Here is a 26,368-nt window from a genome sequence, read left to right as displayed (position 1 = left end):
AAAAAAAGCCGATCCAAGAATGGATCGGCTTGATAACAACCCCGAAGGATTATTACTTGCGGCTTGCTTTTTCAAGCATGCGCAGAGCGCGCTCGTTAGCTTCGTCAGCAGTCTGTTGTGCTTTTTGAGCAGCAGCCAGAGCTTCATCAGCTTTACGGTAGGCTTCGTCTGCACGAGCCTGGGAGCGAGCTGCTGCGTCTTCAGTTGCAGTCAGACGAGCTTCGGTTTCTTTGGAGACGCTGCTGCAACCGGTAGCCAGAACTGCGGCCAGAGCCAGAGCAGAGAATTTCAGAACGTTGTTCATCGTGTTCCCCTTCAAGGACTTTCTATTAAATGGCTACTTTCTCAGAGTGAGCTAATAGCCGGCGTACATACTACCCATTACTTGTAGTAAGTAAACTGACGTAGCGCAAGAAGCAAAAAAAATTCTCGCGGCCAATCTATTTTGGCTAATCTTTTGAGAGTCTGTATAAAAATTATCCAGATTTTTGCACTCTGCCGGGGATTGGATCCAGCCTGAAAGGGCCGGCTGGCATGTGTTAAGCCATGTAAACATAAGTCAATTTATATATCGTCCCCGACACTATTGTTCAGAATGTCTTTTCGCCACCCGGTATCTTTTGTGCATGTAGAGGTGACTTTAAGAGCGCGTGTTCGTCTCAAGCTTCAACTGCCGGCAATGTTCAGGCCATCGACCTAAGGATGCTCGATTGGCCCTTTCTATGTCCGCCAGCGCAACGGAGGACGAGCGTGTCTTGAGCAATTGTGCGATTGGCGCCTACTATTTCCCTGTGCTGGTTGTGAGCGTTAGTGCAAGGCACTGGCGACTTTTCTCGTTGTCGAAACCGGCACCGGGTGGCGTAGATGTTCCTTCGCCGGAAAAACATCGGTAAGGTAGGGGTCAGAAACCAAGACCCGCGAGGAGTAGTGATGAGCGAGGCGTTGTCCATCCACCATGACCAGGCTGGTCATCAGTTCGAGACCAATGTGGACGGTCATCGTGCCTATCTGACCTATATGGACCTTGGGAAACAGACCCTGGATATCTATCGCACCTTCGTGCCCAACGCGCTGCGGGGCCGTGGCATTGCTGCTGCGCTCACCGAGGAAGCGTTGAAGTTCGCCGAAGAGGCAGGTTATACGGTGATCCCGTCCTGCTCCTACGTGGAGCGCTACATGGAGCGCCATCAGCGCCATGCCGCGAAGCTCTGACGAGCAGGCATAAAAAACGCCGGGCTTAGCCCGGCGTTTTTGTGTCCGCAGTCTTTGCTCAGCCGCGTTGGCGCTTGGGCAAGACGTCCTTGAGCTTGGCGTGCATGCTGCGCAAGGTGGTCTCGGTGGCGGACCAGTCGATGCAGGCATCGGTGATCGACACGCCGTATTGCAAGTCGGCCAGGTCCTTCGGAATCGCCTGGCAACCCCAGTTCAGGTGGCTCTCGACCATCAGGCCGATGATCGACTGGTTGCCTTCCAGAATCTGGTTGGCCACGTTCTCCATCACCAGCGGTTGCAGGGCCGGGTCCTTGTTGGAGTTGGCGTGGCTGCAGTCGACCATGATGTTCGGCTTGATCTTCGCCTTGTTCAGCGCCTGTTCGCACAGGGCCACACTGACCGAATCATAGTTGGGCTTGCCGTTGCCGCCACGCAGCACCACGTGACCGTAGGCATTGCCCTTGGTGGTAACGATGGACACGCCACCTTCCTGGTTGATGCCCAGGAAACGGTGTGGGCTGGAGACCGATTGCAGGGCGTTGATCGCCACGGTCAGGCCGCCGTCGGTGCCGTTCTTGAAGCCGACAGCCGAGGACAGGCCGGAAGCCATTTCCCGGTGGGTCTGGGATTCGGTGGTACGCGCACCAATCGCCGACCAGCTGATCAGGTCTTGCAGGTACTGCGGGGAAATCGGGTCCAGGGCTTCGGTTGCCGTCGGCAGGCCCATTTCCGCCAGGTCCAGCAGCAGTTGACGACCGATGTGCAGGCCATCCTGGATCTTGAACGAGTCGTCCAGGTACGGGTCGTTGATCAAGCCTTTCCAGCCCACGGTGGTACGCGGTTTCTCGAAATAGACGCGCATCACCAGGTACAAGGTGTCGGACACTTCCGCCGCCAGCACTTTCAGGCGCTCGGCGTATTCGTGGGCAGCCTTGAGGTCATGGATCGAGCACGGCCCGATGACCACGAACAGGCGGTGGTCGGTGCCGTCGAGAATCTCACGGATGACTTCGCGGCCCTTGGTGACGGTCTGCAGGGCAGCGTCGCTCAGGGGGATTTCGCGCTTGAGCTGATCGGGTGTGATCAGGGTCTCGTTGGATTCGACGTTAAGGTCGTTGATCGGTAAATCAGCCATCGTGTTACTCGTCAGGGTCACGGGTGCCGGCCGCCAGCGATCCCCGTGCGGCGGAGCACAGCATGATTTAAGTGCAGCGGGGAGCCGAACCTTAGCGCGTTACAAGGCTGGGAGACAATGGGCAAAGGCCGCTTTAATCCAGTGCTGGCTGCACAAAAGCCTCATGGGAGAACTCGCCGGCATGGCGCGTGACCCATTCCCGGGCCAGGGCTTCGCTCTGCCTGGGTGTCGGCCCGCTGCCTTCGTGCAGCCGGCAATAGCGTTCGATCTGGCACACTTGCTCGCCCATCCGCGCACCGAACAAGGCCTGCTCATCGGTAAAGGCAATGCCGACGCGGTAGCCGTGTTCGCCTTTGCGGCACCACGCTACATAGCCCGGATAGCGGGCCGTGAGGCCCAGTGCAGGGATGTGCATTTCGATGGCCGTGCCCTGGCGCCAGGCGCGCGGGCAATTGCATGCGACGCCGCCCAGGCCGATAGTGTGCAGCCGTTGGCGGGAAATGCCGGAAAGGGGGCGTTGGGTTATTTCGACAGCGACATCATCAGGGTGAGGAAAGAAACGACCCATGCACACGGACTCCGAGCACCGTCCAGTTGACGGCGGTGGCAGCAGTATAGTGAAAGAACTGCAACTTACCGATCTGGATATCGACCAGCAATTATTGGGGCTGCCCGGCACCTCGCTGGTGGTGTTTACCGGTGAGGGTTGTTCCCGTTGCCGCTTCCTTCACCAGCAACTGCCGGGTTGGGATTTGCCGGTGGACCGGGTCTGCTGGGTGGATGCGGGCCACAATGGTGGCGCGGTGGAGCGCTACGAGATCTTTCACCTGCCGGCGCTGTTTGTGGTGTGTGACGGGAAATTCCATGGAATATTAGCGTCATTGACGCGTCTGACCGCCAGCGACCTGACTCAGGGTGTGCAGCAGGCGCTCAAACGAATACCAGAGGAGTTGCCATGACCGACGTTGCAAAAACACAGTCGCCCCGGATCGGGATTATCGGCACCGGGGCCATTGGTGGTTTCTACGGCCTGATGCTCGCGCGTGCCGGCTTCGATGTGCATTTTTTGCTGCGCAGCGAATACGCCGCGGTGAGCGAGCGCGGCCTGCAACTTAACAGTACCGTCCATGGCACCTTGCACCTGCACCCGGTGCAGGCCTATGCCCGTGCCGCCGACATGCCGCCTTGCGACTGGCTGCTGGTGGGTACCAAGTCGACGGGGAATGTCGAGCTGGCCCCGACCATCGCCCAGATCGCCGCTCCGGGCGCCAAAGTTGTGCTGCTGCAAAATGGCCTGGATGTCGAAGACAGCCTGCGCGAACACCTGCCGCCGTCGCTGCACCTGCTGGGTGGCCTGTGCTACATCGGCGTGCACCGTTCCGGCCCCGGGATTGTCGAGCATCAGGCGCTGGGCCGGGTCAACCTGGGTTACCACAGTGGCCCCGCGGCCAACGATGACACCGGTCGGCAGGCGATTGTCGAAGAGGGCGCCGCACTGTTTCACCAGGCCGGCATCGATTCCCAGGCCATGGCCAATGTGCATCAGGCACGCTGGCATAAACTGGTGTGGAACGTGCCGTACAACGGCCTCTCCGTATTGTTCGGCACCGGCACCACGGCGATGATGGCGGATGAGTCCAGTCGTGAACTGATCCAGGCGCTGATGGCCGAAGTGGTGCAGGGCGCCCACGCGTGCGGGCATGAAATCCCCGCCAGTTACGCCGGGCAGATGTTTACCATGACCGAAAGCATGGATGACTACCTGCCCAGCATGTATCACGATTACGTGCACAAGCGCCCGCTGGAGCTGGCGGCGATCTACGCGCGCCCCTTGGCGGCCGCAAAGGCAGCCGGTTGTGAGCTGCCACGAATGCAGGCGCTGTACCAGGCCTTGAGTTTTATGGATCGGCATAACCGCTGATTGGGGGGAACACACATGGCAAAGGGATTGGGCGACAAACTGGTGCTGGCGATTTCCTCGCGGGCACTGTTCGACCTGAGCGAAAGCCACAAGGTCTACCTGGCACAAGGCGTCGAGGCGTACCGCAAGTACCAGATCGACCACGAGGAAGAAACCCTCGAGCCCGGTGACGCCTTCCCGCTGGTGAAAAAACTCCTGAGCCTCAACGCCAGCCTCGGCCGTGCCCGGGTCGAGGTGGTGCTGGTGTCGCGCAACAGTGCCGACACCGGTTTGCGCGTATTCAATTCGATCCAGCATTACGGCCTGGATATCTCCCGCGCCGCGTTTGTCGGCGGGCGCAGTCCTTATCCTTATCTGGCAGCGTTTGGCTGCCACCTGTTTCTGTCCACACATGCCGAGGACGTGCGCAGCGCCCTGGATGCCGGGTTTGCCGCCGCGACCATTCTTTCAGGCGGTGCAGGTCGTGCCTCCAGTGCTGAATTGCGGATCGCCTTCGATGGCGACGCGGTGCTGTTTTCCGACGAGTCCGAGCGCGTCTACCAGTCCGCAGGCCTGGAAGCGTTCCAGGCCAGCGAGCGGGAGTCGGCACGGGAGCCGTTGCGTGGCGGTCCGTTCAAGGGCTTCCTGGCGGCGCTCAACCTGTTGCAGCGTGAGTTTCCCGACGAGTCCTGCCCGATCCGCACCGCGCTGGTGACCGCCCGTTCGGCGCCTTCCCACGAGCGGGTGATTCGCACGCTGCGCGAGTGGGATATCCGTCTCGACGAGTCGCTGTTTCTCGGCGGCCTGGAAAAGTCGGCGTTCCTCGAAGCCTTTGCCGCCGATGTGTTTTTCGATGACCAGGAAGGGCATTGCGAGAAGGCCCGGGAGTTCGTGGCCACCGGGCACGTGCCCCATGGCATCAGTAACGAGTTGAAAATTCAGACCGAGGGCTGAGCACTGCCAAAGGCGCTGCTAAGCTGAATCAATCTCCGCCATCCTGGCTATCCAGGAGGTTCTATGATTCGTTCGATGTTGTACGCCACGGACCTGGGTCTGTACGCGCCTTATGTGATGCAACATGCCCTGGCGCTGGCGCGAACGTTCAAGGCTGATCTGTATGTGATTCACGTGGTCGAGCCCATCGGGCTGTTCGCCGAATCGGTGTTGCAGAGCTACCTTGATGAGAAGGCCCTGAGTGAATGGCAAAGCCAGGGGCTGACCACGGTGATGGCGACCATCGAGCAACGGGTGCTCGACAGTTTTCGTGAGGAGTTGGGGGAAGGGGAGCAGGACCTCAAGTTGATCCGTTCGGTGCGGGTGATCCAGGGCGACCCCTGTGAAGTGATTCTCGACCAGTCGCAGAAACTCTCTGTGGATTTGTTGATCGTAGGTAGTCACAGCCAGGCGGTCGGGGTGGCGACACCTCTGGGGAGAACCGCCGCACGGGTGTTGCAGCTGTCGCAGGTGCCGGTATATCTGGTGCCGCTGTTGCAGCGTCGACGCAGTGATGACGTGTGATTGGTAGAAAACGATAAAAAGTTCTAGATTTATCCGTCTAACCTTTAATATAGTTATATACCGTCGCTGATACCCGTGGCGTCTATCCGCTTTGAGGGACACATATGAAGCTTCAACAACTGCGCTACATCTGGGAAGTGGCGCACCACGACCTCAACGTTTCCGCTACTGCTCAAAGCCTTTACACCTCGCAACCTGGTATCAGCAAGCAGATCCGCCTGCTCGAAGACGAGTTGGGCGTTGAAGTGTTCGCACGCAGCGGCAAGCACCTGACGCGCGTCACCCCGGCCGGGGAGCGAATCATCACCACCGCCGGCGAGATCCTGCGCAAGGTCGAAAGCATCAAGCAGATCGCCCAGGAATTCTCCAACGAGAAGAAGGGCACCCTGTCGATCGCCACCACCCACACCCAGGCGCGTTATGCGTTGCCGCCGGTAATCAGCAGCTTTATCAAGCAGTACCCGGACGTGGCCCTGCACATGCACCAGGGTTCGCCGATGCAGATCGCCGAGATGGCCGCAGACGGCACCGTCGATTTCGCGATTGCCACCGAAGCCCTGGAGTTGTTCGGCGACCTGGTGATGATGCCGTGCTACCGCTGGAACCGCTGCGTTGTGGTCCCGCAAGGTCACCCGCTGGCCAAGCTGCCGAAGCTGACCCTGGAAGCCCTGGCTGAATACCCGATCGTGACGTACGTATTCGGTTTCACCGGCCGTTCGAAACTCGACGAAGCCTTCAGTCACCGTGGCCTGACGCCGAAAGTAGTGTTCACCGCTGCCGACGCCGACGTGATCAAAACCTACGTGCGCCTGGGCCTGGGCGTTGGCATCGTCGCCAAGATGGCGGTCGACACCAAGCTCGACAGCGACCTGGTGGTGCTTGATGCCAGCGAGCTGTTCGAATCCAGCGTGACCAAGATCGGTTTCCGTCGCGGCACCTTCCTGCGTGGTTTCATGTGCGACTTCATCGAGAAGTTCGCCCCGCACCTGACCCGCGAAGTGATGGCCAAGGCCATCCAGTGCCACAACAAGCAGGAACTGGAAGAGCTGTTCGACGGCGTTGAACTACCGGTTCACTGATCGGCTTACTTCACCTCGGTAACAGCAAACTGTTGCCGAGCGCCTCCCACCAGAATCTCCACCTCATCCCCTTCGAACTTGCCCAGCAGGCTTTTGCCCAGGGGCGAGCGCGGGGTGATGACGGTCACTGGTTGCCCCACCACATCGACTTTCAAACCTGCGCCGTCCGGTGCCAGGAATAGCCACTGCTGGCGATCGTTTTCATCCACCAGGCCCAGCAATGCGCCCACCTCGATCCCGCGCTGCTCGTCGTAGGGGCGCAGCTGCATGTTCTGGCAGAGCGTCAGTGCCTGCTTGATCTCTTCGACGCGCCGGGCCTGGCCGGCGGCCAGGTAAGACGCCTCCAGCCCCAGGGTGTCGTACTTGTTCTCGGCGATGTTTTCTTCGTGGGTCGCGGTTTCGTAGGCGGTTTGCGCCGCGCGCTGGGCGATATCGAGATCGACCGCGAGCTTGTCCAGGACCAGTTGGTGAACGGCGTGCTTATTCATGGGCGGCTTTCGTGATCAATCGCAAAATTGCAGGACGTTGGCCCGGCTCTTGTCGTTGGGGGCGTTCTGGTCCTGTTGCAGCCAGAACTGGCATTTGGGGTTGGACAGGTTGCGCGGGTTGTTGCGGGCCTGGTCCAGGGTCTGCTGTTGCTCCTGTTTGCGAAGGTTCTCCTGATACTGCTCGAACATGCGGTTCGGCGGCTCCGGTGCGACCACTTCGGGTTTGCCCAACTGCTGCACCACCCGAGCCACCGGCGCCACGGTTTGCTCAGGCAAATAGCGGGACGCCAGCCATACGCTCAGCACGATGGCGATAAACCCCAGCCACAGGCCGAAGGCCACGGCGATACTGAGTTTGAACAGCGAGAGCGGTGCGCTGGTGGCCATTATGAATATCCCCTTAAATGAACAACGTAGCGACGTAGCAGCTGTCGAGCCCTGGCGAGGCTGCGTAGCGGTGTTCCAGCCAAAGTAAATCGTCAGATTCACCACCGTCACGCAGCCTCGCCAGGGCTCGACAGCTGCTACGGGGCCGGATGGCGCTGATTGTCCCACAGCCGCGTGCAGAATAATCGCGATCAACCCTTCGCAATCGGGGCATTTGTGCGGACAATCGAGCCTTTGAGCGTTGGAGCCCGGAATGAAAGCCCGCTGGGATATTTTTTGCAGCGTCGTCGATAACTACGGCGACATCGGCGTGACCTGGCGCCTGGCCCGGCAATTGGTGGCGGAACAAGGTTGTGCGGTGCGCCTGTGGGTCGATGACCTGCGGGCGTTCGAACGCATGTGCCCCGAAATCGATGTGCAGGTGCACCAGCAATGGCAGGAGGGCGTCGACGTACGCCACTGGCCTCGCGACTGGCCGGCAACCGATGCGGCAGACGTGGTGATCGCCGCGTTCGCCTGCCAGCTGCCGCCTGACTATATGGAAGCGATGGCCGCACGGGAACGCACGCCGCTGTGGATGAACCTGGATTACCTGAGCGCCGAGGACTGGGTGGTCGGCTGCCACGGTTTACCGTCGGTGAAATTCAAGGGCGTGCAAAAGTACTTCTTCTTTCCCGGATTCCGTCTCGGTACTGGCGGTTTGCTGCGCGAAGCCGGGCTGCTGGAACAGCGCGATGCCTTCCAGCAAGACGCCGCCGCCCGGCAGCAGTTTCTGCAGGCGCTTGGGGTTTTCCCGACCTCGGGCGCGCGGATCATGTCGTTGTTTGCCTACGAAAACGCCGGACTGGCCAGTTGGCTCGACGTGCTGGCCGCCGATGGGCGAACCACTCATCTGCTGGTACCGGAAGGGCGGATCCTGGGTGACGTGCAGCGCTGGCTGGGTGTCGCGTCGCTAAATGTGGGCGAGGTGCACCAGCGCGATGCCTTGACGGTGCAGGTGCTGCCGTTCGTGCGCCAGGAGCAATACGACCGATTGCTCTGGTGCTGCGACTTCAACGCCGTGCGCGGCGAAGACTCGTTCGTGCGGGCGCAATGGGCCGGGCGACCCCTGCTGTGGCACATCTACCGCCAGGACGAAGACATTCACCTGGACAAGCTGGACGCTTTCCTTGAGTTGTACACCGAGGGCTTGTCACCGGCCGCGAAAGTCGCGTTGGTCACCCTTTGGCAGGCCTGGAACGCTGATGGCGATATGGCACATAGCTGGAAAATGCTCCTCGAACACTGGCCGGAAGTGACGGCGAACGCTGAAAAATGGGCTCTGGAACAAGGCTCGCGGACCGATCTTGCGACGGCGCTGGTACAGTTTTATGTAAATTGGATATGATACGCGACCTTGATTTTTGTAAATCCCATCCAAATTTCGGATATTCGCAATGAAAACTGGTAAAGAACTGAAACCCGGTACAGTGATCCGTCTCGAAAACGACCCTTGGCTGGTTCAGAAAGCTGAGTTCACCAAGTCTGGTCGTAACAGCGCAATCATGAAGACCAAGCTGAAGAACCTGCTGACCGGTTACAAGACCGAGATCGTCTACAGCGCCGATGACAAACTGGACGACGTGATCCTCGACCGCAAAGAAGCGACCCTGTCCTTCATCAGCGGCGACACCTACACGTTCATGGACACCACCGACTACACCATGTACGAGCTGAACGCTGAAGACATCGAAGCCGTTCTGCCGTTCGTGGAAGAAGGCATGGAAGACGTCTGCGAAGCTATCTTCTTCGAAGACCGTCTGGTTTCCGTAGAGCTGCCGACCACCATCGTGCGTAAGGTTGCCTACACCGAAGGTTCCGCTCGCGGCGACACTTCGGGCAAAGTGATGAAGCCTGCCAAGCTGGCTAACGGTACCGAACTGCAAGTGGCCGATTTCATCGAAATCGACGACCTGATCGAGATCGACACCCGTGAAGGTGGTTCGTACAAAGGTCGCGCCAAGAAGTAATTCTTGCGGCACCGGTACGACAAAAGCCCGCTGTAGGAGCGAGCTTGCTCGCGAAAAACTTCAACGATAACGCGTACATCCTGGATATACGCGGTGCCTATGAGTTCTTCGCGAGCAAGCTTGCTCCTACAAGCGGGCTTTTTATTGGGCGTTAAGTTTTTACTTCAGGTGTTGCTTGAGCTCATCCGAGGCTTGTAGCAAGGCCGAGCGAACTTCCGGAACCTGGCTGACGACATTCAGCAAACCGTAGTCGTGGATCATGCCGTTGTAGCGCACGGCGGTCACCGGTACACCGGCTTCGTCCAGCTTGCGGGCGTAGGCTTCTCCTTCATCACGCAGCACGTCGGAGCCTGCGGTCTGAATCAACGCAGGTGGCAAACCCTTGAGCTGTGCGGTGGTGGCCCGTAGCGGTGACGCATAGATCTCGGCGCGTTGCTTGGCATCGGTGGTGTAGTTGTCCCAGAACCACTTCATCATGTTTCGGGTCAGGAAGTGGCCTTCGGCAAACTGGTTGTAGGAACCGGTGTCGAAGTTGGCGTCGGTCACCGGCCATAACAGCAGCTGGAACTTGATCGCCGGGGTGCCCTTGTCCTTGGCCATCAGGCTGACCACCGCCGCCATATTGCCGCCGACGCTGTTGCCGGCGACGGCCAGGCGTTTGCCATCGAGGTTGATCTCGCTGCCGTGTTCGGCCACCCATTTCGTTGCGCCGTAGGCCTGATTGATGGCCACCGGGTAATGCGCTTCAGGTGATGGCGTGTAGTTGACGAATACCGCCGCCGCCCCCGAACCCACCACCAGGTCGCGCACCAGCCGCTCGTGGGTCGGGAAATCCCCGAGCACCCAGCCCCCGCCGTGGAAGAACATGAACACTGGCAGCGTGCCCTTGACCCCGGCCGGACGCACGATGGTCAGGCTCAGCGGCTGGCCGTCGACCTGAATGGTCTTCTGGCTGACGTCGGCCTTGGGCAGTGTGAGCTTTACACCCGACTGTGCACCTGTCAGCACCGCACGGGCTTCCTTGGGTGTCAGTTGCTCCATCGGTTTGCCGGTGCCGGCGTTCAGTACATCGAGAAACGCCTGGGTGTTGTGTTCCACGTCACCGCTGGCCGCAAAGGCATTGGTGATCGAGAAGGCGAGCAGGGTGCCGGTGAGTACTTTGCCAAATGTGTTCATGTTCTTCTCCAAAAAACCGCGTGGGTTAGACGGTTACGTGCAGGCGTACATCGACGTTGCCACGGGTGGCGTTGGAGTACGGGCAGACTTGGTGCGCCGCGTCGACCAGGCTTTGCGCGTCGTCCTGGGCCAGGCCGGGCAGGCTGATGTGCAGGTCGATGTCCAGGCCGAAACCGCCGGGGATTTGACCGATGCCGACGTGGGCAGTGATCGAAGCGTCATCCGGGATTTTGCGTTTGGTCTGGCTGGCGACGAATTTCAGGGCGCCAATAAAGCAGGCGGAGTAGCCGGCGGCGAACAGTTGTTCCGGGTTGGTGGCCTGGCCGCCTGCGCCGCCCAGCTCTTTTGGCGTGGAGAGTTTTACGTCAAGGATGTTGTCGCTGGAAACAGCACGACCATCACGGCCGCCGGTGGCGGTGGCTACTGCGGTGTAGAGAGTTTGCATGGTGATTTTCCTCGTCGGTGTTTGCGCTAATTGTTTGCGCGCTAAGTAAGTGGTGAGGTGAATGTATCGCGCTAATAGTTAGTGCGCAAGATAAATTTACAAAAAAATCCGCGTGTGAGGGTTGGAGCCCTCTGGCACGCGGGTTCCGGGGTTAAACGCTACGCTGCAAATTCCCGCGCAGCGCCAGTAAGTCACCCTGCAGCTTGCGCAGTTGTTCAATGTCCAGCCCGCTGGCGCCCAGAATGCACTGCGGTATGTCCATTGCCTTGTCTCGCAGGGCACGCCCGGCCTCGGTCAATTCAACCACCACCACGCGCTCGTCTTCGCGGCTGCGGGTGCGGCTGAGCAGGCCTTCGGCTTCCAGGCGCTTGAGCAGCGGCGTCAGGGAGCCGGGGTCCGTCAGCAGGCGGTTGCTGATTTCCCCGACGGTCAGGCCATCTTCTTCCCACAGCACCATCATGGCCAGGTATTGCGGGTAGGTCAGGCCGAGGGCTTGCAGCAGCGGTTTGTAGACCTTGGTCATCAGCAACGAGGTGGAATGCAGGGCAAAACACAGTTGGTTGTCGAGCAGCAAGGATTCGCAGGTATCGAGGGGCTTGGTCATGGCAGTGCCTTAAAACGTGTCTGGTTTTGAATCTAGCGGGCAAACCTTTAACGCGCCAGACAATTCTGTCCGGCCGGTCAGCCCAAGCCGCTTTGCAGCGCCAGATCCCACGGCGGCACCGGGCTGAAGCGTGCCTTGAGGTATTCGAGCAATAACCGGCTGCGGGCGTTGGCGTGTTGCTCCAGGCGCAGCGCATAGATGCCAGCGGTTTCAGGCGTCGGCAGGCCGTTCTCGCAGAACAGCGGCACCAGTTCGCCGCGCACCAGGTATTCACTGGCGAGCCAGGTCGGGAGGTGGGCAACCCCAAGCCCGGCCAGCGCCCCGGAGAGCAGGGCTTCGGCGTTGTTGGCGCTCATGCGGATGCGTTGCGGGCGGTAGGTGGTCTTGCGCCCATCCAGCTCAAAACGCCAGGCGAACATCGGTGCCAGGCCTTCCCAGTCCAGGCCGTCGTGTTCGTTCAACTGGCTGGGATGGGTCGGTGTGCCACGGCTCTTCAGGTAGGCCGGGCTGGCGCAGGCGATGCGCACGATGCTGGCCAGGGGCGTGGCGATCAGGCGGGTGTCGACGATATGCCCGGCCCGCAGCACCAGGTCGACCTTGCCCAGATGCTCGCCCTGCATGTCGACAAAGCTGTCGATCAGGTGCAGGTGCACGTCGAGGCCCGGATACACGTTAAGAAAGTCGGCAATGGCAGGCGCCAAGTGACGTCGGCCGAAGGCTGCAGGGGCGTCCACGCGGATCAACCCTTCAGGTGCGTGGCTGAGCGACACCGCTTCGGCCCGCGCCAGTTGCAGCTCACTGACAATCCGCCGCGCGCGCTCGGCAAACGCCAGCCCGGCGGGCGTCGGCACCACGGCATGAGTGCTGCGTTGAAACAGTCGACTGCCTACCGAGCTTTCCAGGCTGTCGATGCGTCGCGCCACGGCCGAGGGCGTGAGCGGATGACGGCGCGCGGCGGCGGAAAAGCTGCCGGCTTCCAGCACATCCAGGAACAGGCTCAGTTGGTCGGTCAGCGTATTAGGGTTCATCAGCGGCTGCTTATGCGAAGTTGGCATAGCCATTGTGCGTTGCTGTGCGTTTCCGCGCTAGAGCGGACTGCGTAGCATGCAAGGCCTGGGATCGGCGGGAGCGCAGTGGTGGCAGATTTAGCGTTGTATTTGGTAATGGGTGTGGCGTTGGGCACCGTCGGCGGCTTGTTCGGGATTGGCGGCGGGCTGATTGCCATCCCCGTGCTGGGGGTGTTTTGCGGCCTGGACCAACAGATCGCCCAAGGCACGGCCCTGGTGATGGTGGTGCCAAACGTGATGCTAGCGTTGTGGCGTTATCACCAGCGCAACCGCATCGAACTGCGTCATGCCTTGCCGCTGGGTGTGATGGGGTTTTCCTTCGCCTGGCTGGGCTCGATCTGGGCGGTGGGGATTGATGCGGGCGTGATGCGGGTGGGGTTTATCGCGTTCCTGCTGGTGTTGGCGTCCTACAACCTGCTGCGAATGTTTACCCACAACGCACCGCCTTCGGCGCAGATGCGTTATTCCTGGCCATGGTTGGGGGTGTTGGGCGCGGCTTCCGGGTCCATGGGTGGCTTGTTTGGCGTCGGCGGCGCGGTGGTGGCCACGCCGGTGTTGACCAGCATCTTCGGCACCAGCCAGGTGGTGGCCCAAGGGCTGTCGCTGGCCCTGGCCCTGCCGAGCACCAGCGTGACCCTGGTGACCTACGCCTGGCACCATGAGGTGGACTGGCTGATCGGCGTGCCCCTGGCCGTCGGCGGCCTGCTCAGCATCAGTTGGGGCGTGAAAGTCGCCCACGCCATGCCCGAGCGTCTGTTGCGCGGGCTGTTCTGCGGGTTCCTGGCGCTGTGTGCGGTGATGCTGACCTTTAAAGTTTGAAGCCTTCGATGATGTACTCGGCGAGGCATTCGGTAATCGGCGAGGTGGTGCGCGGGTTGCGCAACAGCCGCAGATTGACCGACGGCAGCGCCGGGAAACCATCCGCTGCGCCCAATATGCGCAGGTCCTCGGTCACCAGGCTCTCCATGTTGATCGTGACTGCCAGGCCGGCACCCACCACGGCGAGGATCGCGGCCCCGTTGGAGCTGTGATACGCCAGCCGATACTCCTGCCCTTGGGCGTCCAGCGCGGCGCGTGCCCACTGCGTGCAAAAGCTGTCGAGGCCGGAAATGGCCAAGGGCACGGCGCTGTGCTCATCCATGCAGAAGCAGGGCGCCGCCACCCATACCATGCGCTCATGGCGCAGCAGTTCACCGATTTCATTTCCCGGTTCGCGGCTGATCACCGTCAGGTCGAGGTCCCGGCGCTGCATCAGCACCGGCGACGATTCACAGTGCATTTCAATCTGGATCAGCGGGTAAGCCTTGGAAAAGCGCTTGAGAATTCCCGGCAGGTAGCGCATCACGTAGTCATCCGGCGTGCCGATGCGCACCAGTCCCACCATGTGCGGCTCGCGCAAGGTGTTGAACACCTCGCTGTGCAGCTTGAGGATCCGGCGGGCATAGCCCAATAGCACTTGGCCCTCGGGCGTCAGCCGCACCTGGCGGCCATCGCGCTCGAACAGCTTGCGCTGCAACACATCTTCTTCCAGGCGTTTCATCTGCATGCTCACGGCCGACTGGGTGCGGTTGACCTGCTCGCCGGCGCGGGTAAAACCACCCTGATCGGCGATGGCGACGAAGGTGCGAAGGACTTCGGTATCGATACTCGGGTAGCTGGACAATCGATCAATCTCCGAGATGTATTGCATAAGAAACATTCGTTGGATTGATCATAGCGTCAGGCACAGACTTCAGTCATCCCTACTGGAGGGCGAGATGATGAAAGGTCAAAGAGGCTTTGTACTGATGGCGAAACGGCCGTTTTCCGGGTTGCTTCAATTGGGTTCCCGCTGGATCGCCGTGCACCGTGAACGCCAGCTGTTGATGAGCATGAGCGATGAGGCGCTCAAGGATATCGGGCTCAACCGTGGTGATGTCGAGCAGGAAAGCCGCCGGCACTTTTGGGAAGATCCGCTGCGAAAATGACTCGGGATGCAGTAGGGTGGTTCGCGAGCACACAAGGAGATGCACATGCCCGCAGAACTGTCCTTTTCCCTCAAGCAGGCGCGACGCCTGGCGCTGGCCTCCCAGGGTTTTTCCGGGCGCCAGCCGCCGGCGTTGATCAAGGCCGCGCAGGTCAATCGCCTGGTTGAGCGTTTGGGTGTGTTGCAGATTGATTCGGTAAATGCGGTGGTGCGCTCGCACTACCTGCCGCTGTTTTCCCGCCTGGGTAACTACTCTCCGTTGATTCTCGAACAGGCCGCCTGGAGCTCGGGCCGGCGCCGTTCGCTGTTCGAGTATTGGGGCCACGAGGCTTCGTTGCTGCCGATGGCGCTGTACCCGTTGATGCGCTGGCGCATGGATCGGGCGGCCCAGGGGCAGGGGATCTATCAGCAAATGGCACGGTTTGGTCGCGAGCAGCAGGCGACCATTGCGCGAGTGCTGGGCATCGTCGAGCAACAGGGCGCCTTGGGTGCGGGCAGTTTGTCCACCCGTGAGGAACGCGCCGGCCCGTGGTGGGACTGGAGCGATGAAAAGCATGCCCTGGAATGGTTGTTCGCAGCAGGCTTGGTGACCGTCGCCGGGCGGCGGGGTTTTGAGCGGCTGTATGACTTGCCGGAGCGGGTAATCCCGGCGGAAATTCTCCAGCAAGCCCCTTTGAATGAAGCTCAAGCCCAGCGCGGCCTGCTGTTGCACAGCGCCACGGCGCTGGGTGTGGGCACCGAAAAAGACCTGCGCGATTACTTCCGCCTGGACCCGAGCGACAGCCGCGGTCGCCTGGCAGAGTTGGTCGAGGATGGGCAGTTGATCACGTGCCAGGTCCAGGGCTGGAAGCAGCCGGCGTATTGCCTGCCGGAGCCAAAAATCCCGCGCAAGGTGCCCGCCAGCGCGTTGCTATCGCCTTTTGATTCGCTGATCTGGGAGCGCAGCCGTACCGAGCGTTTGTTCGATTTCCGCTATCGGCTGGAAATCTACACGCCCCAGGACAAGCGGGTGTATGGCTATTACGTGTTGCCGTTCCTGCACAACGAGCGGATCGCGGCGCGGGTGGATCTACGCGCCGAGCGAGCGGCCGGGCGCCTGGCGGTGCATGCCGTTCACGAGGAAGAACCGGGGCTGGACGAGGAGGGCATGCAGGCGCTTGCCCTGAATCTGCGGCAGATGGCCGACTGGCTCGGGCTTGAGCAGATACAGCTCAATTGCCAGCGGGCCAGTGCAGCGCGGTTGCGGGTAGAGCTCTTAGCGCTTGACCTGTTTTAGCGTCTCGGCAATCAGGAACGCCAACTCCAGCGACTGATCGGCATTCATCCGTGGGTCGCAGTGGGTGTGGTAGCGGTCCGACAGGCCATCTTCGGTAATCGGCCGCGCGCCGCCGATGCACTCGGTGACATTCTGCCCGGTCATCTCGATATGAATCCCGCCGGCATAAGTGCCTTCGGCTTCATGTACCTGGAAGAATTCCTTCACCTCACTGAGGATCTGCGCGAAGTCCCGGGTCTTGTAGCCGCTGCTGGCCTTGATGGTGTTGCCGTGCATCGGGTCGGAACTCCACAGCACCTGCTTGCCTTCCCGCTGTACGGCACGGATCAGGTTCGGCAGGTGGTCGCCGACCTTGTTGGCGCCCATGCGCGCAATCAGGTTCAGGCGGCCCGGGTCGTTGTCCGGGTTGAGGATGTCGATCAGGCGGATCAGCTCGTCGGGGTTCATGCTCGGGCCGACCTTGACCCCGATCGGGTTGTTCACCCCGCGCAGGAATTCGACGTGGGCACCGTCCAATTGGCGGGTGCGGTCACCGATCCACAGCATGTGTGCCGAGCAGTCGTAGTAGTCGTTGGTCAGGCTGTCGCGGCGCACGAACGCTTGCTCGTAGTTGAGCAGCAGGGCCTCGTGGGCGGTGAAGAAACTGGTCTCGCGCAATTGCGGCGAGCTGTCCATGCCGCAGGCGCGCATGAAGGCCAGGGTTTCGTCGATACGGTCGGCCAGTTGGCTGTATTTTTCCGCCAGGGCCGAGTTGGCGATGAAGTCCAGGTTCCACTTGTGCACCTGGTGCAGGTCGGCAAAACCGCCCTGGGCAAACGCTCGCAGCAGGTTGAGCGTGGCGGTGGACTGGTGGTAGGACTGGAGCAGGCGGTCCGGGTCCGGCACGCGGCTTTTTTCGTCGAAGCCGATGCCGTTGACGATATCGCCGCGATAGGCGGGCAGGGTGATGCCGTCGATGGTTTCATCGTTGGACGAGCGCGGCTTGGCGAACTGGCCCGCCATGCGCCCGACCTTGACTACCGGGCAACCGGCGGCGAAGGTCATCACAATGGCCATCTGCAGCAGCACCTTGAAGGTGTCGCGGATTTTCGCTGCGGAGAACTCGGCAAAACTCTCGGCGCAATCGCCACCCTGCAACAGGAAGGCGCGACCCTGGGTCACCTCGGCAAACTGACGGCGCAACTCACGGGCTTCACCGGCAAACACCAGCGGCGGATAACTCGCCAGGTTTTGCTCGACTTGCGCCAGGTGCGCCGCGTCAGGGTACTGGGGTTGTTGCTGGATCGGCAGGGCGCGCCAGCTGTCGGGGCTCCAGGGTTGGCTCATCATGAACTCGAGTGATTGACGGTCGGGCGGCCATGTTATCAGCAATTAGTACGTGACCTGCTGCTGCCGGTTCGCCCACAATCCCGGCTTTCCCGTTGGCACGCCGTTAGGAGTTGCAATGTCTGAGGAGCGCGTCGAGCGCCTGCTGGCCGAGGTCCATGATGACTTCGGCATGATCCGCGTGCTGGAAGTGGCCGATTACCGCTTTCTCGAGTTTGGCGATGCCATCGAGCAGAGCTGCGTGTTTACCGCCGACCCGAGTTGGCTGGAATACGACTACACCCGCGCGATGTTGATTGGGGCGTTGTGCCATGAGCGGCCGGAGAGTGCGTTGTTTCTTGGCTTGGGCGCGGGGACTTTGACCCAGGCGTGCCTGAAGTTTTTGCCTCTGGACGATGTTGAAGCCATCGAGTTGCGGCCGGATGTGCCGCGCCTGGCCATCGAGTTTTTGGGGTTGGATGATGATCCGCGATTGTACATCCGCGTTGGGGATGCGCTGGAGTTGTTGCCCACGGCGGAGTCGGCGGACCTGATTTTTGTCGACCTGTATACGGATGTTGGCCCGGGGGTGGGGCACCTGGCTTGGAAGTTTCTGGAGAACTGCCAGAAGAAGCTGAATCCTGGGGGGTGGTTGGTGATCAATCAGTGGGCTACTGATGATGGCAAGCCGCTGGGGGCTGCGTTGTTGCGTGGGTTGTATCACCGGCATTATTGGGAGCTGCCGGTGAAGGAGGGGAATGTGATTCTGCTGGTGCCGGCGGATTTGGATCAGGTGCTTGATGTGGCTGCGTTGTCGGCTCGGGCTGAGGGGTTGGCGCCGCGGTTGGGGTATTCGCTGCAGTCGCTGATTAAGGCGATTCGGTCGGCTACTTAGGTGTTATTGCGTACATATCCGTTTCTTCGGTAATGGCGACTTATGGTTCCGCTCTTACAGCTGGTCACTTTTGGCAAACGCCCGGAATGCCGGCCCAGCCAAAAGTAACCAAAAGGTCTTTGCCCCACCACTCGGTGCCTCGCTTAGGCTCGGCATGCCGGAACGAAGGCCCGGTTCCGCGGGCCGCCGCGACGGGCCATCCATGGCCCGGCGCGGCTAAATCGGCATCCCTGCCGATTTACCCGCTCCACCGTGCCTACTTGCGGCCATCGTGGTTAACGGGGCCCGCAGATCAAAAGCAAGATCAAGAGCACGGCGGCCTGAAAGCCGACCTGAGTGTTAAAAGCCAGATCAAAAGCCAAGGCAAGCGCAGAGCTGCTTTTCTGTAGGAGCTGGCTTGCCGGCGATGCAGACAACTCGGTACATCAGATACACCGAGGTGATGCCATCGCAGGCAAGCCAGCTCCTACAGTAGAACGTGCTCGCTTTAGATTTTGATGTTGCCTTTGCTTCACCACACTCAAGCCGGCCTGTAGGCCGCTGTGCTGTTGATCTGCTTTTGATCTTGATCTTAGGCGCCCCGTTAAACCACGCTGGCCGAACGCAGGTAGTACGGAGCGGGTAAACCGGCAGGACGCCGGTTTAGCCGCGACGGGGCAGGGACGCCCCGTCGCGGCGGCCCGCTTCGTGCTGCCTGCGTTCGGGCACACCGAGCCTAGGCGAGGTGCCGAGTGGTGGGGCAAGAGCGTTTTGCTTACTTTTGCGCTTTTCAAAAGTGAGCCGCTGTAAGAGCGGAACCCATTTCAGCAACACCCGAAAAAACGGATATGTCCCCGACCCCCCAATCAACACCCCCTGAACACCCCGGGCCGCTTCTCGACCATCGCCCTCACACCCTCCTTGGCATCCTCACTGTTCAACAGTTTCTCCACCAACACCGGCAACCCCGCCGCCGCCGCAGTCTCCCCCTCAATCCGCGCCTGTCGCGCCGACATCAGCGTGGCCTGCACCCCCAGCGGCGCCTGCTGAGCAATGCGGTTCGCCAACGCCACCGCCCGGGGCAACAAATCCTCGCTGGCCATCACCTCCTGCACCAACCCCAACCGCAGCGCCTCGTGGGCATCAAACTCATCCCCCGTGAGCAGCCAACGCATGGCATTCCCCCAGCCCGTAATCTGATGAAAACGCAACGTCGCCCCCCCAAAAGGAAAGATCCCACGCTGCACTTCCATCTGCGCAAACCGCGTATTACTGGCACACAGGTTGATGTCCGCCGCCAGCATCAGCTCGATCCCGATGGTCAGGCAATACCCCTGGGCCGCCACAATCACCGGCTTGCTCACCCGGGGCCCCGCAAAAACACCCCACGGATCACAACCACCCAGAGGCGGCTGCCAGCCTTGCGCCATGGTCGGGCCCACATTGGCCAGGTCCAGCCCGGCGGTAAAATGATCGCCGTGCCCAAATACAATGGCCACCCGCGCCTCGTCATTACGATCAAATTCACCATACGCCAGGCTCAGCTCGTTGAGCAGTTCCAGGTCGAACGCATTGCGCTTGGCCACGCGATCCAGGCCCAGCAACAGGATATGCCCCTGCTGTTCACGGCTGACGCGGCTGCTGGTGGCTTGGTTCATGGGGTGTGCCCTCGGGCGCAAAGGGAGGTTTCGGACCGAAGGGCCCGCTGTTAAGGGTGAACCGTTTAAGCGTCATGACCAACAGGGCCGGGCCTTTGAAAAATAGACCCTGCTGCCTGGATGCGCAAAGCCTTTGATGCAGAGCCGTTCACCTGGGTTTTCCGATAAAAAAAGCTCCCTTTTTCAGCGATTTCCGGTATAGTGCGCGCCGGCCTTTAACCGGGCCGCGTTTAGGTAGCGCAATTCCCCGAAGTCAGCTTCGGCTGCACGTCCGCACAGCGGACTCTTCCTTGACGAATCTTTTTCATTCATTCGTTTTCGCAAATCCCCGCCGACAAAGCAGCCAGGGCGACTCTTGAGTCTCAACACGGCATGCGCAGCTTTGGAGCATGGGTCTTTGCGGATGCACTTAGAGGCAGACCCATGACCCAGGAAACCGGCGGCTTCGCCGCTTTTAATCTTAACCCGAATATTCTTGCTGCCGTCATCGCGACTGGCTACGAAGAACCTTCGGCTATTCAGCAGCAATCGATCCCGATCATCATGGCCGGCCAAGACATGATTGGCCAAGCGCAAACCGGTACCGGTAAAACCGCCGCGTTCGCCCTGCCAATCCTGCACTGCATCGATCCTGCCAAGCGCGAGCCGCAAGCCCTGATCCTGGCGCCAACCCGTGAGTTGGCGCTGCAAGTAGCAACCGCTTTCGAAACCTACGCCAAGCAAATGCCGGGCGTTACCGTTGTGGCCGTTTACGGCGGCGCGCCTATGGGCCCACAACTGAAAGCAATCCGTAACGGCGCACAGATCGTTGTCGCCACTCCGGGCCGTCTGTGCGACCACCTGCGTCGCGATGAAAAAGTACTGTCGACCGTGAACCACCTGGTTCTGGACGAAGCTGACGAGATGCTCAAGCTGGGCTTCATGGACGACCTGGAAGTCATCTTCAAGGCGCTGCCAGCCACCCGTCAGACCGTACTGTTCTCGGCTACCCTGCCACAGTCGATCCGTGCCATTGCCGAACGCCACCTGCGCGATCCGCAACACGTGAAGATCCAGACCAAGACTCAGACCGTTACCGCGATCGAACAGGCTCACCTGTTGGTTCACGCTGACCAGAAGACCTCGGCTGTATTGAGCCTGCTGGAAGTCGAAGACTTCGATGCCCTGATCATGTTCGTGCGCACCAAGCAAGCGACCCTGGACCTGGCCAGTGCCCTGGAAGCCAAAGGCTACAAAGCCGCTGCGCTGAACGGTGACATTGCCCAGAACCAACGTGAGCGCGTGATCGACTCCCTCAAGGATGGCCGTCTGGACATCGTTGTGGCGACTGACGTTGCTGCCCGTGGCCTCGACGTTCCACGTATCACCCACGTGTTCAACGTTGACATGCCTTACGATCCAGAGTCCTACGTTCACCGTATCGGCCGTACCGGCCGTGCCGGTCGCGAAGGTCGTGCATTGCTGCTGGTGACTCCACGTGAGCGCCGCATGCTGCAAGTGATCGAGCGTGTAACCGGTCAGAAAGTTGCCGAAGTCCGCCTGCCGGATGCCCAGGCCGTTCTCGATGCCCGCATCAAGAAACTGACCAACAGCCTGTCGCCGCTGGTGGCTGACGCTGAATCGACCCACGGCGACCTGCTGGACCGCCTGACTGCCGATATCGGTTGCACCCCGCGTGCCCTGGCTGCAGCCCTGCTGCGCAAGGCGACCAACGGTCAGGCCCTGACCCTGGCTGCGATCGAGAAAGAACGTCCACTGGTGCCGAACAACGCTCCGCGCGGTGATCGTCCAGAACGTACTGGCGACCGTCCAGACCGTGGTGACCGTGAGCGTCGTGCTCCGGTTCCATTGGCTGAAGGCCGTGCTCGCTGCCGTACCGCGCTGGGCGCGCGTGATGGCATCGCCGCCAAGAACCTGCTGGGCGCTATCCTCAACGAGGGTGGCCTGGCACGTGAAGCGATCGGTCGCATCCAGGTGCGTGACAGCTTCTCCCTGGTGGAGCTGCCGGAAGATGGCCTGGAGAAACTCCTGACCAAGCTGAAGGACACTCGCGTTGCCGGTAAGCAGTTGAAGCTGCGTCGCTACCGCGAAGATTGATCCGCCCCTGGGCTGATTGATCGAACATAAAAAATCCCCGACTGGTTCGGGGGTTTTTTTTGCCTGCTATTAAGCGAACCGGTAGATGTCCATGCCCAGCGCGCCCATGGTGAAGCCTTGGTGCGCGGCGCTGAATTCACCGCCTGCGCCCCGGGCGAAATACAGCGGCAGCAAATGCTCGTCGCTGGGATGGCTGCGCACGGCATGGGGGGCCTGGCGGCGATAGTCGTGCAGCGCGGCTTCATCGTTGGCCGCCAGTTTGCTGACCATCCAATCGCGAAAATCCCGGGCCCATGGCTCGATGCTTTCCGGCCCGGCGTGCCAGTCCAGTTCGCCGAGGTTGTGGGTGATGCTGCCGGAGCCGATCAGCAGCACGCCTTGTTCCCGCAGGCTCGCCAGTGCGTGGCCGACGCGGGTCTGCAGGGCAGGGCCCATGCGGCTTGGCAGCGATACCTGCACCACCGGGATATCGGCGGCGGGGTACATCAGCGACAGGGGCACCCAGGTGCCGTGGTCGAAGGGGCGCTGGTCATCAATGCGCGCCTCCAGGCCGTCAGCCTTGAGCAGTTCCACGATTTGGGCTGCCAGTTGTGGGTCACCGGGGGCCGGGTATTGCACGGCAAACAGTTCCCGCGGGAAGCCGCCGAAGTCGTGCCAGGTCTCGGGGGCAGCGCTGCCCGTCACGAGCAGGCCCTGGCTTTCCCAGTGCGCCGAGACCACCACAATGGCCTTGGGGCGTGGCAGCTCGGCCGCCAGGCGCTTGAGCGCCGGGCCGCTGGCGCCGGGTTGCAGGGCAAGCATGGGCGAACCGTGGGAGATAAACAGGCTAGGGAGCATGAGCGGGTCCAGAGGGTTAAGATGGGACCATCTTCAATCAGATCATTGATCTAAATCTAATATAAGTTTTAGCGCTATTTGATCGAATTTTCAGGGTGAATCATGGAGCCGGGATTTTGGCATGAGCGCTGGGCGCGTAATCAGACAGGTTTCCATCTGAGCGAGGTGAACCCTTACCTGCTACGCCACTGGCCGGGCCTGGGCGTGTCAAACGGGGCGCAGGTGCTGGTGCCGTTGTGTGGCAAGAGTCTGGATCTGGCATGGCTGGCGAGCATCGGGCATCGGGTGATGGGGGTTGAGCTGTCGGAAAAGGCCATTGAGGAATTTTTCAGCGAGCAGGGACTGACGCCGCAGATCCATCAACGCGGTGCGTTCAAGGTCTTCCAGGCGGGGGCCATCGAGCTGTGGTGCGGGGATTTCTTTGCGCTGGACGCTGGAGCAGTAACTGAGTGCACGGCGTTATACGACCGGGCAGCATTGATTGCCTTGCCGCCGCTGATGCGCGAGCAGTACGCAGCGCATTTGAACCGGGTGCTGGCTGAAGGCAGCCTAGGCCTGTTGATCACTCTCGACTATGAACAATCGCAGAAAGCCGGCCCGCCGTTTGCGGTGAGTGACGACGAGGTGAGGCTGCTGCTTGGCGGGCAGTGGAGACTGGATGTGCTGGAGGAGCAGGACATCCTGGGGGACAGCTGGAAGTTTGTTCAGGATGGCGTCACGCGCCTGGACGAGCGGGTGTATCGCCTGGCCAAAGGCTGAATCGCGCCCACAAAAAAGGGGCGATTGAATCGCCCCTTTTTTTGTCGCTATCAGCCGCGACGACGCAGTGCGTCAATCCGCTCTTCCAGCGGCGGGTGGCTCATGAACAGGCGAGCCATGCCCTGCTTGATACCACCGTTGATGCCAAAGGCCGTCAGGGTGTTCGGCATGTGCACCGGCAAGCCCTGTTCGGAGCGCAGGTGTTGCAGGGCGCTGATCATCGCGCCGGTACCGGCCAGGCGAGCACCGGCTTCGTCTGCGCGGAACTCCCGTTTGCGCGAGAACCACATCACGATCGAGCTGGCCAGGAAGCCCAGCACCAGTTCGGCGAAGATGGTCGCCACGTAGTAGGCCATGCCCTGGCCCTGTTCGTTCTTGAAGATCACCTTGTCGACGAAGTTGCCGATGATCCGCGCGAAGAACATCACGAAGGTGTTCACCACACCCTGGACCAGTGCCAGGGTGACCATGTCACCGTTGGCCACGTGGCCGATCTCGTGGGCCAGCACCGCCTTGATCTCGTCGGGCGAGAACCGCTCCAGCAAGCCCTGGCTGACCGCCACCAGTGCATCGTTCTTGTTCCAGCCGGTGGCGAAGGCGTTGGCTTCATAGGCCGGGAAAATCCCGACTTCGGGCATCTTGATCCCGGCTTCGCGGGACAGTTGCTCGACGGTTTGCAGCAGCCATTGTTCATGCCGGGTACGTGGCTGGGTGATGATCTGGGTGCTGGTGCTCATCTTCGCCATCCACTTGGAGATGAACAGCGAGAAAATCGAACCGGCAAAACCAAAGACCGCACAGAAGATCAGCAGCTGATTGAGGTTCAGATCAACCCCGTTGGCCGCCATGATCCCATTGAAGCCGAAAAGGCTCAGCGTGATGCTGGCAATCAGCACGACCGCCAGGTTAGTGGCCAAGAACAGCAGAATGCGCATCATGGTTGTAGAATTCTCCTCATGCTTAATATGTCGCGTACTGCGGGGTATATAAGGTGCGGCATGGGGCTATTCAACCGAGGGACTATTTCAAACTGTGTCCTACAGCCTGAATGTAGAGCCTTGAAGGGAATTTCCGACACCCGGGACGGCACGGGCGTCTCGCTCCACTCCCTTGCCGCCCTGTAATTATAGGGTGATGCCCGAACAGGGGGGGAACCGGTGAGTGTAAAAGGCGAAGGGGCCCGCGCAGGGCAAAGAAGTGTTGCCAGATAATCGCTGTACGACCGCGGGTGGGCCGTACAGCGCAATGCCCGTTACTGGCGATAGGACTTCAGGAAGTTGCCGATACGACCGATGGCCATTTCCAGGTCATCCACCCGCGGCAAGGTGACCACCCGGAAGTGATCCGGCCACGGCCAGTTGAACGCCGTGCCCTGGACCACCAGCAGCTTTTCCGACAGCAGCAGGTCGAGCACGAACTTCTCATCGTTGAGGATCGGGCACACTTTGGGGTCGATCCGCGGGAAGGCGTACAGCGCGCCCATGGGCTTGACGCAGCTGACACCCGGAATCGCGTTCAGCAGTTCCCAGGTACGGTTGCGCTGCTCCAGCAGGCGGCCTTGTGGCAGCACCAGGTCATTGATGCTCTGGTAGCCGCCCAGTGCGGTCTGGATGGCGTGCTGGCTTGGCACGTTGGCACACAGGCGCATGTTGGCCAGCATGTCGATGCCTTCGATATAGCTCTGGGCATTGTGCTTGGGACCGGAAATCGCGATCCAGCCGGAGCGGAAACCCGCCACCCGATAGGATTTCGACAGGCCGTTGAAGGTCAGGCACAACAGGTCCGGCGCCAGGGAGGCGGTGCAGATGTGCACGGCATCGTCATAGAGGATTTTGTCGTAGATCTCGTCGGAGAACACCACCAGGTTGTGCTGTCGGGCCAGTTCGAGCATGCCCAGCAGTACTTCTTTGGAATACACCGCGCCGGTCGGGTTGTTCGGGTTGATGATTACCAGGGCCTTGGTGTTCGGGGTGATCTTGGCCTTGATGTCGGCCAGGTCCGGGAACCAGTCGGCGCCCTCGTCACACAGGTAATGCACCGGGTGGCCGCCGGCCAGGGTTACGGCGGCGGTCCACAGCGGGTAGTCGGGCGCCGGTACCAGCACTTCGTCGCCATTGTTGAGCAGGGCCTGCATGGACATGACGATCAGTTCGGACACGCCGTTGCCCAGGTAGATGTCTTCGATGCCGACACCTTCAACCTGCTTTTGCTGGTAGTACTGCATCACCGCCTTGCGGGCACTGAACAGGCCTTTGGAGTCGCTGTAGCCCTGGGCGGTAGGCAGGTTGCGGATCACGTCCTGGAGGATTTCGTCCGGCGCTTCGAAACCAAAGGGTGCCGGGTTGCCAATGTTCAGCTTGAGGATGCGATGGCCTTCCTCTTCCAGGCGTTTGGCGTGCTTGAGCACCGGGCCGCGAATGTCGTAGCAGACGTTGGCGAGCTTGTTCGATTTGCTGACCTGCATGGCGATGTGATCCTGAAAATGAACGATCCAGACGGTGTGAAGACTACCGTGCTGAGAATCCTGCGTTGGCCTGACCCATAAATACGTTTGAATGCCGGTTACGCGGGTGCCA

Annotated in this window: 29 protein-coding genes; 14 read left to right on the top strand and 15 right to left on the bottom strand. The window is 60.7% G+C overall.

Annotation, left to right across the window (positions count from 1 at the left end; translation table 11 throughout):
* Positions 1 to 52: 52 nt before the first annotated feature.
* Positions 53 to 304, bottom strand: coding sequence for an outer membrane lipoprotei OprI (oprI, locus tag V3W39_RS03190; RefSeq protein WP_003172710.1), 252 nt, complete (start codon positions 302 to 304; stop codon positions 53 to 55).
* 626 nt (positions 305 to 930) lie between these two features.
* Between oprI and V3W39_RS03185 the strand changes: the two genes are divergently transcribed.
* Positions 931 to 1,212, top strand: a complete 282-nt coding sequence (locus V3W39_RS03185; RefSeq protein ID WP_003189869.1) for a GNAT family N-acetyltransferase — start codon at positions 931 to 933, stop codon at positions 1,210 to 1,212.
* A gap of 58 nt (positions 1,213 to 1,270) precedes the next feature.
* On the opposite strand, the gene V3W39_RS03180 is transcribed toward V3W39_RS03185, so the two are convergent.
* Both V3W39_RS03180 and V3W39_RS03175 read right to left on the bottom strand, forming a co-directional pair.
* Positions 1,271 to 2,347 carry a 3-deoxy-7-phosphoheptulonate synthase gene (locus V3W39_RS03180; RefSeq protein WP_003218719.1) on the bottom strand — a complete coding sequence of 359 codons (1,077 nt, stop codon included), beginning with the start codon at positions 2,345 to 2,347 and terminating at the stop codon, positions 1,271 to 1,273.
* Between the two features lie 133 nt (positions 2,348 to 2,480).
* Positions 2,481 to 2,915, bottom strand: a complete 435-nt coding sequence (locus tag V3W39_RS03175; protein WP_177045469.1) for a PilZ domain-containing protein — start codon at positions 2,913 to 2,915, stop codon at positions 2,481 to 2,483.
* Between V3W39_RS03175 and V3W39_RS03170 the strand changes: the two genes are divergently transcribed.
* The 5 genes from V3W39_RS03170 to cysB all read left to right on the top strand — a co-directional run bounded on the left by V3W39_RS03170 (position 2,914) and on the right by cysB (position 6,844).
* Positions 2,914 to 3,306 (top strand): thioredoxin, encoded by a 393-nt coding sequence (locus V3W39_RS03170; RefSeq protein ID WP_177045460.1) that lies wholly within the window; start codon positions 2,914 to 2,916, stop codon positions 3,304 to 3,306. The genes V3W39_RS03175 and V3W39_RS03170 overlap by 2 nt on opposite strands.
* The gene (locus V3W39_RS03165) at positions 3,303 to 4,268 is read left to right on the top strand and encodes a putative 2-dehydropantoate 2-reductase (protein ID WP_177045458.1); all 966 of its coding nucleotides are present in this window, start codon (positions 3,303 to 3,305) and stop codon (positions 4,266 to 4,268) included. The genes V3W39_RS03170 and V3W39_RS03165 overlap by 4 nt, the downstream gene beginning before the upstream one ends.
* A gap of 15 nt (positions 4,269 to 4,283) precedes the next feature.
* On the top strand, positions 4,284 to 5,201 hold the full coding sequence (locus V3W39_RS03160; protein ID WP_177113257.1) for a 5'-nucleotidase: 918 nt from the start codon (positions 4,284 to 4,286) through the stop codon (positions 5,199 to 5,201).
* Between the two features lie 63 nt (positions 5,202 to 5,264).
* The gene (locus V3W39_RS03155; RefSeq protein ID WP_017477371.1) at positions 5,265 to 5,765 is read left to right on the top strand and encodes a universal stress protein; all 501 of its coding nucleotides are present in this window, start codon (positions 5,265 to 5,267) and stop codon (positions 5,763 to 5,765) included.
* Between the two features lie 104 nt (positions 5,766 to 5,869).
* Positions 5,870 to 6,844 (top strand): HTH-type transcriptional regulator CysB, encoded by a 975-nt coding sequence (gene cysB / locus V3W39_RS03150; protein ID WP_010176165.1) that lies wholly within the window; start codon positions 5,870 to 5,872, stop codon positions 6,842 to 6,844.
* Between the two features lie 5 nt (positions 6,845 to 6,849).
* On the opposite strand, the gene V3W39_RS03145 is transcribed toward cysB, so the two are convergent.
* Both V3W39_RS03145 and V3W39_RS03140 read right to left on the bottom strand, forming a co-directional pair.
* On the bottom strand, positions 6,850 to 7,332 hold the full coding sequence (locus V3W39_RS03145; protein ID WP_177075581.1) for a GreA/GreB family elongation factor: 483 nt from the start codon (positions 7,330 to 7,332) through the stop codon (positions 6,850 to 6,852).
* Positions 7,333 to 7,347: 15 nt separating this feature from the next.
* Entirely contained in the window at positions 7,348 to 7,719 is a 372-nt protein-coding gene (locus V3W39_RS03140) for a hypothetical protein (protein WP_330212189.1), read from the bottom strand.
* Between the two features lie 253 nt (positions 7,720 to 7,972).
* On the opposite strand from V3W39_RS03140, the gene earP reads away from it, so the two are divergent.
* A complete protein-coding gene (gene earP / locus V3W39_RS03135; protein WP_177113253.1) occupies positions 7,973 to 9,106 on the top strand; it encodes an elongation factor P maturation arginine rhamnosyltransferase EarP in 1,134 nt (377 codons plus the stop codon).
* 49 nt (positions 9,107 to 9,155) lie between these two features.
* Entirely contained in the window at positions 9,156 to 9,728 is a 573-nt protein-coding gene (locus V3W39_RS03130) for an elongation factor P (protein WP_003218698.1), read from the top strand.
* Between the two features lie 159 nt (positions 9,729 to 9,887).
* Here V3W39_RS03130 and V3W39_RS03125 read toward each other — a convergent pair whose 3' ends face one another.
* The 4 genes from V3W39_RS03125 to V3W39_RS03110 form a co-directional block, all read right to left on the bottom strand.
* On the bottom strand, positions 9,888 to 10,904 hold the full coding sequence (locus V3W39_RS03125) for an alpha/beta hydrolase fold domain-containing protein (protein WP_177045447.1): 1,017 nt from the start codon (positions 10,902 to 10,904) through the stop codon (positions 9,888 to 9,890).
* A gap of 25 nt (positions 10,905 to 10,929) precedes the next feature.
* Positions 10,930 to 11,349, bottom strand: a complete 420-nt coding sequence (locus tag V3W39_RS03120) for an organic hydroperoxide resistance protein (protein WP_010176159.1) — start codon at positions 11,347 to 11,349, stop codon at positions 10,930 to 10,932.
* A 151-nt stretch (positions 11,350 to 11,500) separates the two neighbouring features.
* Positions 11,501 to 11,953, bottom strand: a complete 453-nt coding sequence (locus tag V3W39_RS03115) for a MarR family winged helix-turn-helix transcriptional regulator (RefSeq protein WP_010176158.1) — start codon at positions 11,951 to 11,953, stop codon at positions 11,501 to 11,503.
* A 77-nt stretch (positions 11,954 to 12,030) separates the two neighbouring features.
* Positions 12,031 to 12,981 carry a LysR family transcriptional regulator gene (locus V3W39_RS03110; protein ID WP_177075575.1) on the bottom strand — a complete coding sequence of 317 codons (951 nt, stop codon included), beginning with the start codon at positions 12,979 to 12,981 and terminating at the stop codon, positions 12,031 to 12,033.
* A 108-nt stretch (positions 12,982 to 13,089) separates the two neighbouring features.
* Between V3W39_RS03110 and V3W39_RS03105 the strand changes: the two genes are divergently transcribed.
* A complete protein-coding gene (locus V3W39_RS03105; RefSeq protein ID WP_330212188.1) occupies positions 13,090 to 13,839 on the top strand; it encodes a sulfite exporter TauE/SafE family protein in 750 nt (249 codons plus the stop codon).
* Here the strand turns inward: V3W39_RS03105 and V3W39_RS03100 are convergent.
* Positions 13,829 to 14,710, bottom strand: a complete 882-nt coding sequence (locus V3W39_RS03100; RefSeq protein WP_177130545.1) for a LysR family transcriptional regulator — start codon at positions 14,708 to 14,710, stop codon at positions 13,829 to 13,831. The genes V3W39_RS03105 and V3W39_RS03100 overlap by 11 nt on opposite strands.
* A gap of 70 nt (positions 14,711 to 14,780) precedes the next feature.
* Between V3W39_RS03100 and V3W39_RS03095 the strand changes: the two genes are divergently transcribed.
* Both V3W39_RS03095 and V3W39_RS03090 read left to right on the top strand, forming a co-directional pair.
* Positions 14,781 to 14,987 carry a DUF1127 domain-containing protein gene (locus tag V3W39_RS03095; RefSeq protein ID WP_177045440.1) on the top strand — a complete coding sequence of 69 codons (207 nt, stop codon included), beginning with the start codon at positions 14,781 to 14,783 and terminating at the stop codon, positions 14,985 to 14,987.
* Positions 14,988 to 15,032: 45 nt separating this feature from the next.
* Positions 15,033 to 16,262 carry a winged helix-turn-helix domain-containing protein gene (locus V3W39_RS03090; RefSeq protein ID WP_330212187.1) on the top strand — a complete coding sequence of 410 codons (1,230 nt, stop codon included), beginning with the start codon at positions 15,033 to 15,035 and terminating at the stop codon, positions 16,260 to 16,262.
* On the opposite strand, the gene V3W39_RS03085 is transcribed toward V3W39_RS03090, so the two are convergent.
* Positions 16,242 to 17,588 carry a class II 3-deoxy-7-phosphoheptulonate synthase gene (locus V3W39_RS03085; RefSeq protein WP_330212186.1) on the bottom strand — a complete coding sequence of 449 codons (1,347 nt, stop codon included), beginning with the start codon at positions 17,586 to 17,588 and terminating at the stop codon, positions 16,242 to 16,244. The genes V3W39_RS03090 and V3W39_RS03085 overlap by 21 nt on opposite strands.
* A gap of 118 nt (positions 17,589 to 17,706) precedes the next feature.
* On the opposite strand from V3W39_RS03085, the gene V3W39_RS03080 reads away from it, so the two are divergent.
* Entirely contained in the window at positions 17,707 to 18,462 is a 756-nt protein-coding gene (locus V3W39_RS03080; RefSeq protein WP_177045434.1) for a spermidine synthase, read from the top strand.
* 845 nt (positions 18,463 to 19,307) lie between these two features.
* Here V3W39_RS03080 and V3W39_RS03075 read toward each other — a convergent pair.
* Positions 19,308 to 20,099 (bottom strand): crotonase/enoyl-CoA hydratase family protein, encoded by a 792-nt coding sequence (locus V3W39_RS03075; RefSeq protein ID WP_330212185.1) that lies wholly within the window; start codon positions 20,097 to 20,099, stop codon positions 19,308 to 19,310.
* 423 nt (positions 20,100 to 20,522) lie between these two features.
* Here V3W39_RS03075 and V3W39_RS03070 point away from each other — a divergent pair, with 423 nt between their 5' ends.
* Positions 20,523 to 22,196 carry a DEAD/DEAH box helicase gene (locus V3W39_RS03070; RefSeq protein WP_003209050.1) on the top strand — a complete coding sequence of 558 codons (1,674 nt, stop codon included), beginning with the start codon at positions 20,523 to 20,525 and terminating at the stop codon, positions 22,194 to 22,196.
* 69 nt (positions 22,197 to 22,265) lie between these two features.
* On the opposite strand, the gene V3W39_RS03065 is transcribed toward V3W39_RS03070, so the two are convergent.
* Positions 22,266 to 23,033: a DODA-type extradiol aromatic ring-opening family dioxygenase gene (locus V3W39_RS03065; protein WP_177132351.1), complete on the bottom strand. Its 768-nt coding sequence runs from the start codon at positions 23,031 to 23,033 to the stop codon at positions 22,266 to 22,268.
* A gap of 102 nt (positions 23,034 to 23,135) precedes the next feature.
* On the opposite strand from V3W39_RS03065, the gene V3W39_RS03060 reads away from it, so the two are divergent.
* The gene (locus V3W39_RS03060) at positions 23,136 to 23,792 is read left to right on the top strand and encodes a thiopurine S-methyltransferase (protein ID WP_330212184.1); all 657 of its coding nucleotides are present in this window, start codon (positions 23,136 to 23,138) and stop codon (positions 23,790 to 23,792) included.
* Positions 23,793 to 23,842: 50 nt separating this feature from the next.
* Here V3W39_RS03060 and htpX read toward each other — a convergent pair whose 3' ends face one another.
* Both htpX and V3W39_RS03050 read right to left on the bottom strand, forming a co-directional pair.
* Positions 23,843 to 24,730, bottom strand: a complete 888-nt coding sequence (gene htpX, locus V3W39_RS03055; protein ID WP_003209055.1) for a protease HtpX — start codon at positions 24,728 to 24,730, stop codon at positions 23,843 to 23,845.
* Positions 24,731 to 25,044: 314 nt separating this feature from the next.
* Positions 25,045 to 26,256: a pyridoxal phosphate-dependent aminotransferase gene (locus V3W39_RS03050; protein WP_063032067.1), complete on the bottom strand. Its 1,212-nt coding sequence runs from the start codon at positions 26,254 to 26,256 to the stop codon at positions 25,045 to 25,047.
* Positions 26,257 to 26,368 lie beyond the last annotated feature (112 nt).

Source organism: Pseudomonas sp. Z18(2022), assembly GCF_036346535.1.
In the GTDB taxonomy this organism is placed as follows: Bacteria; Pseudomonadota; Gammaproteobacteria; order Pseudomonadales; family Pseudomonadaceae; genus Aquipseudomonas; species Aquipseudomonas yamanorum_A.
The sequence above is the reverse complement of the archived record's forward strand: the minus strand, read 5'-3'. Positions and strand labels throughout refer to the sequence as shown.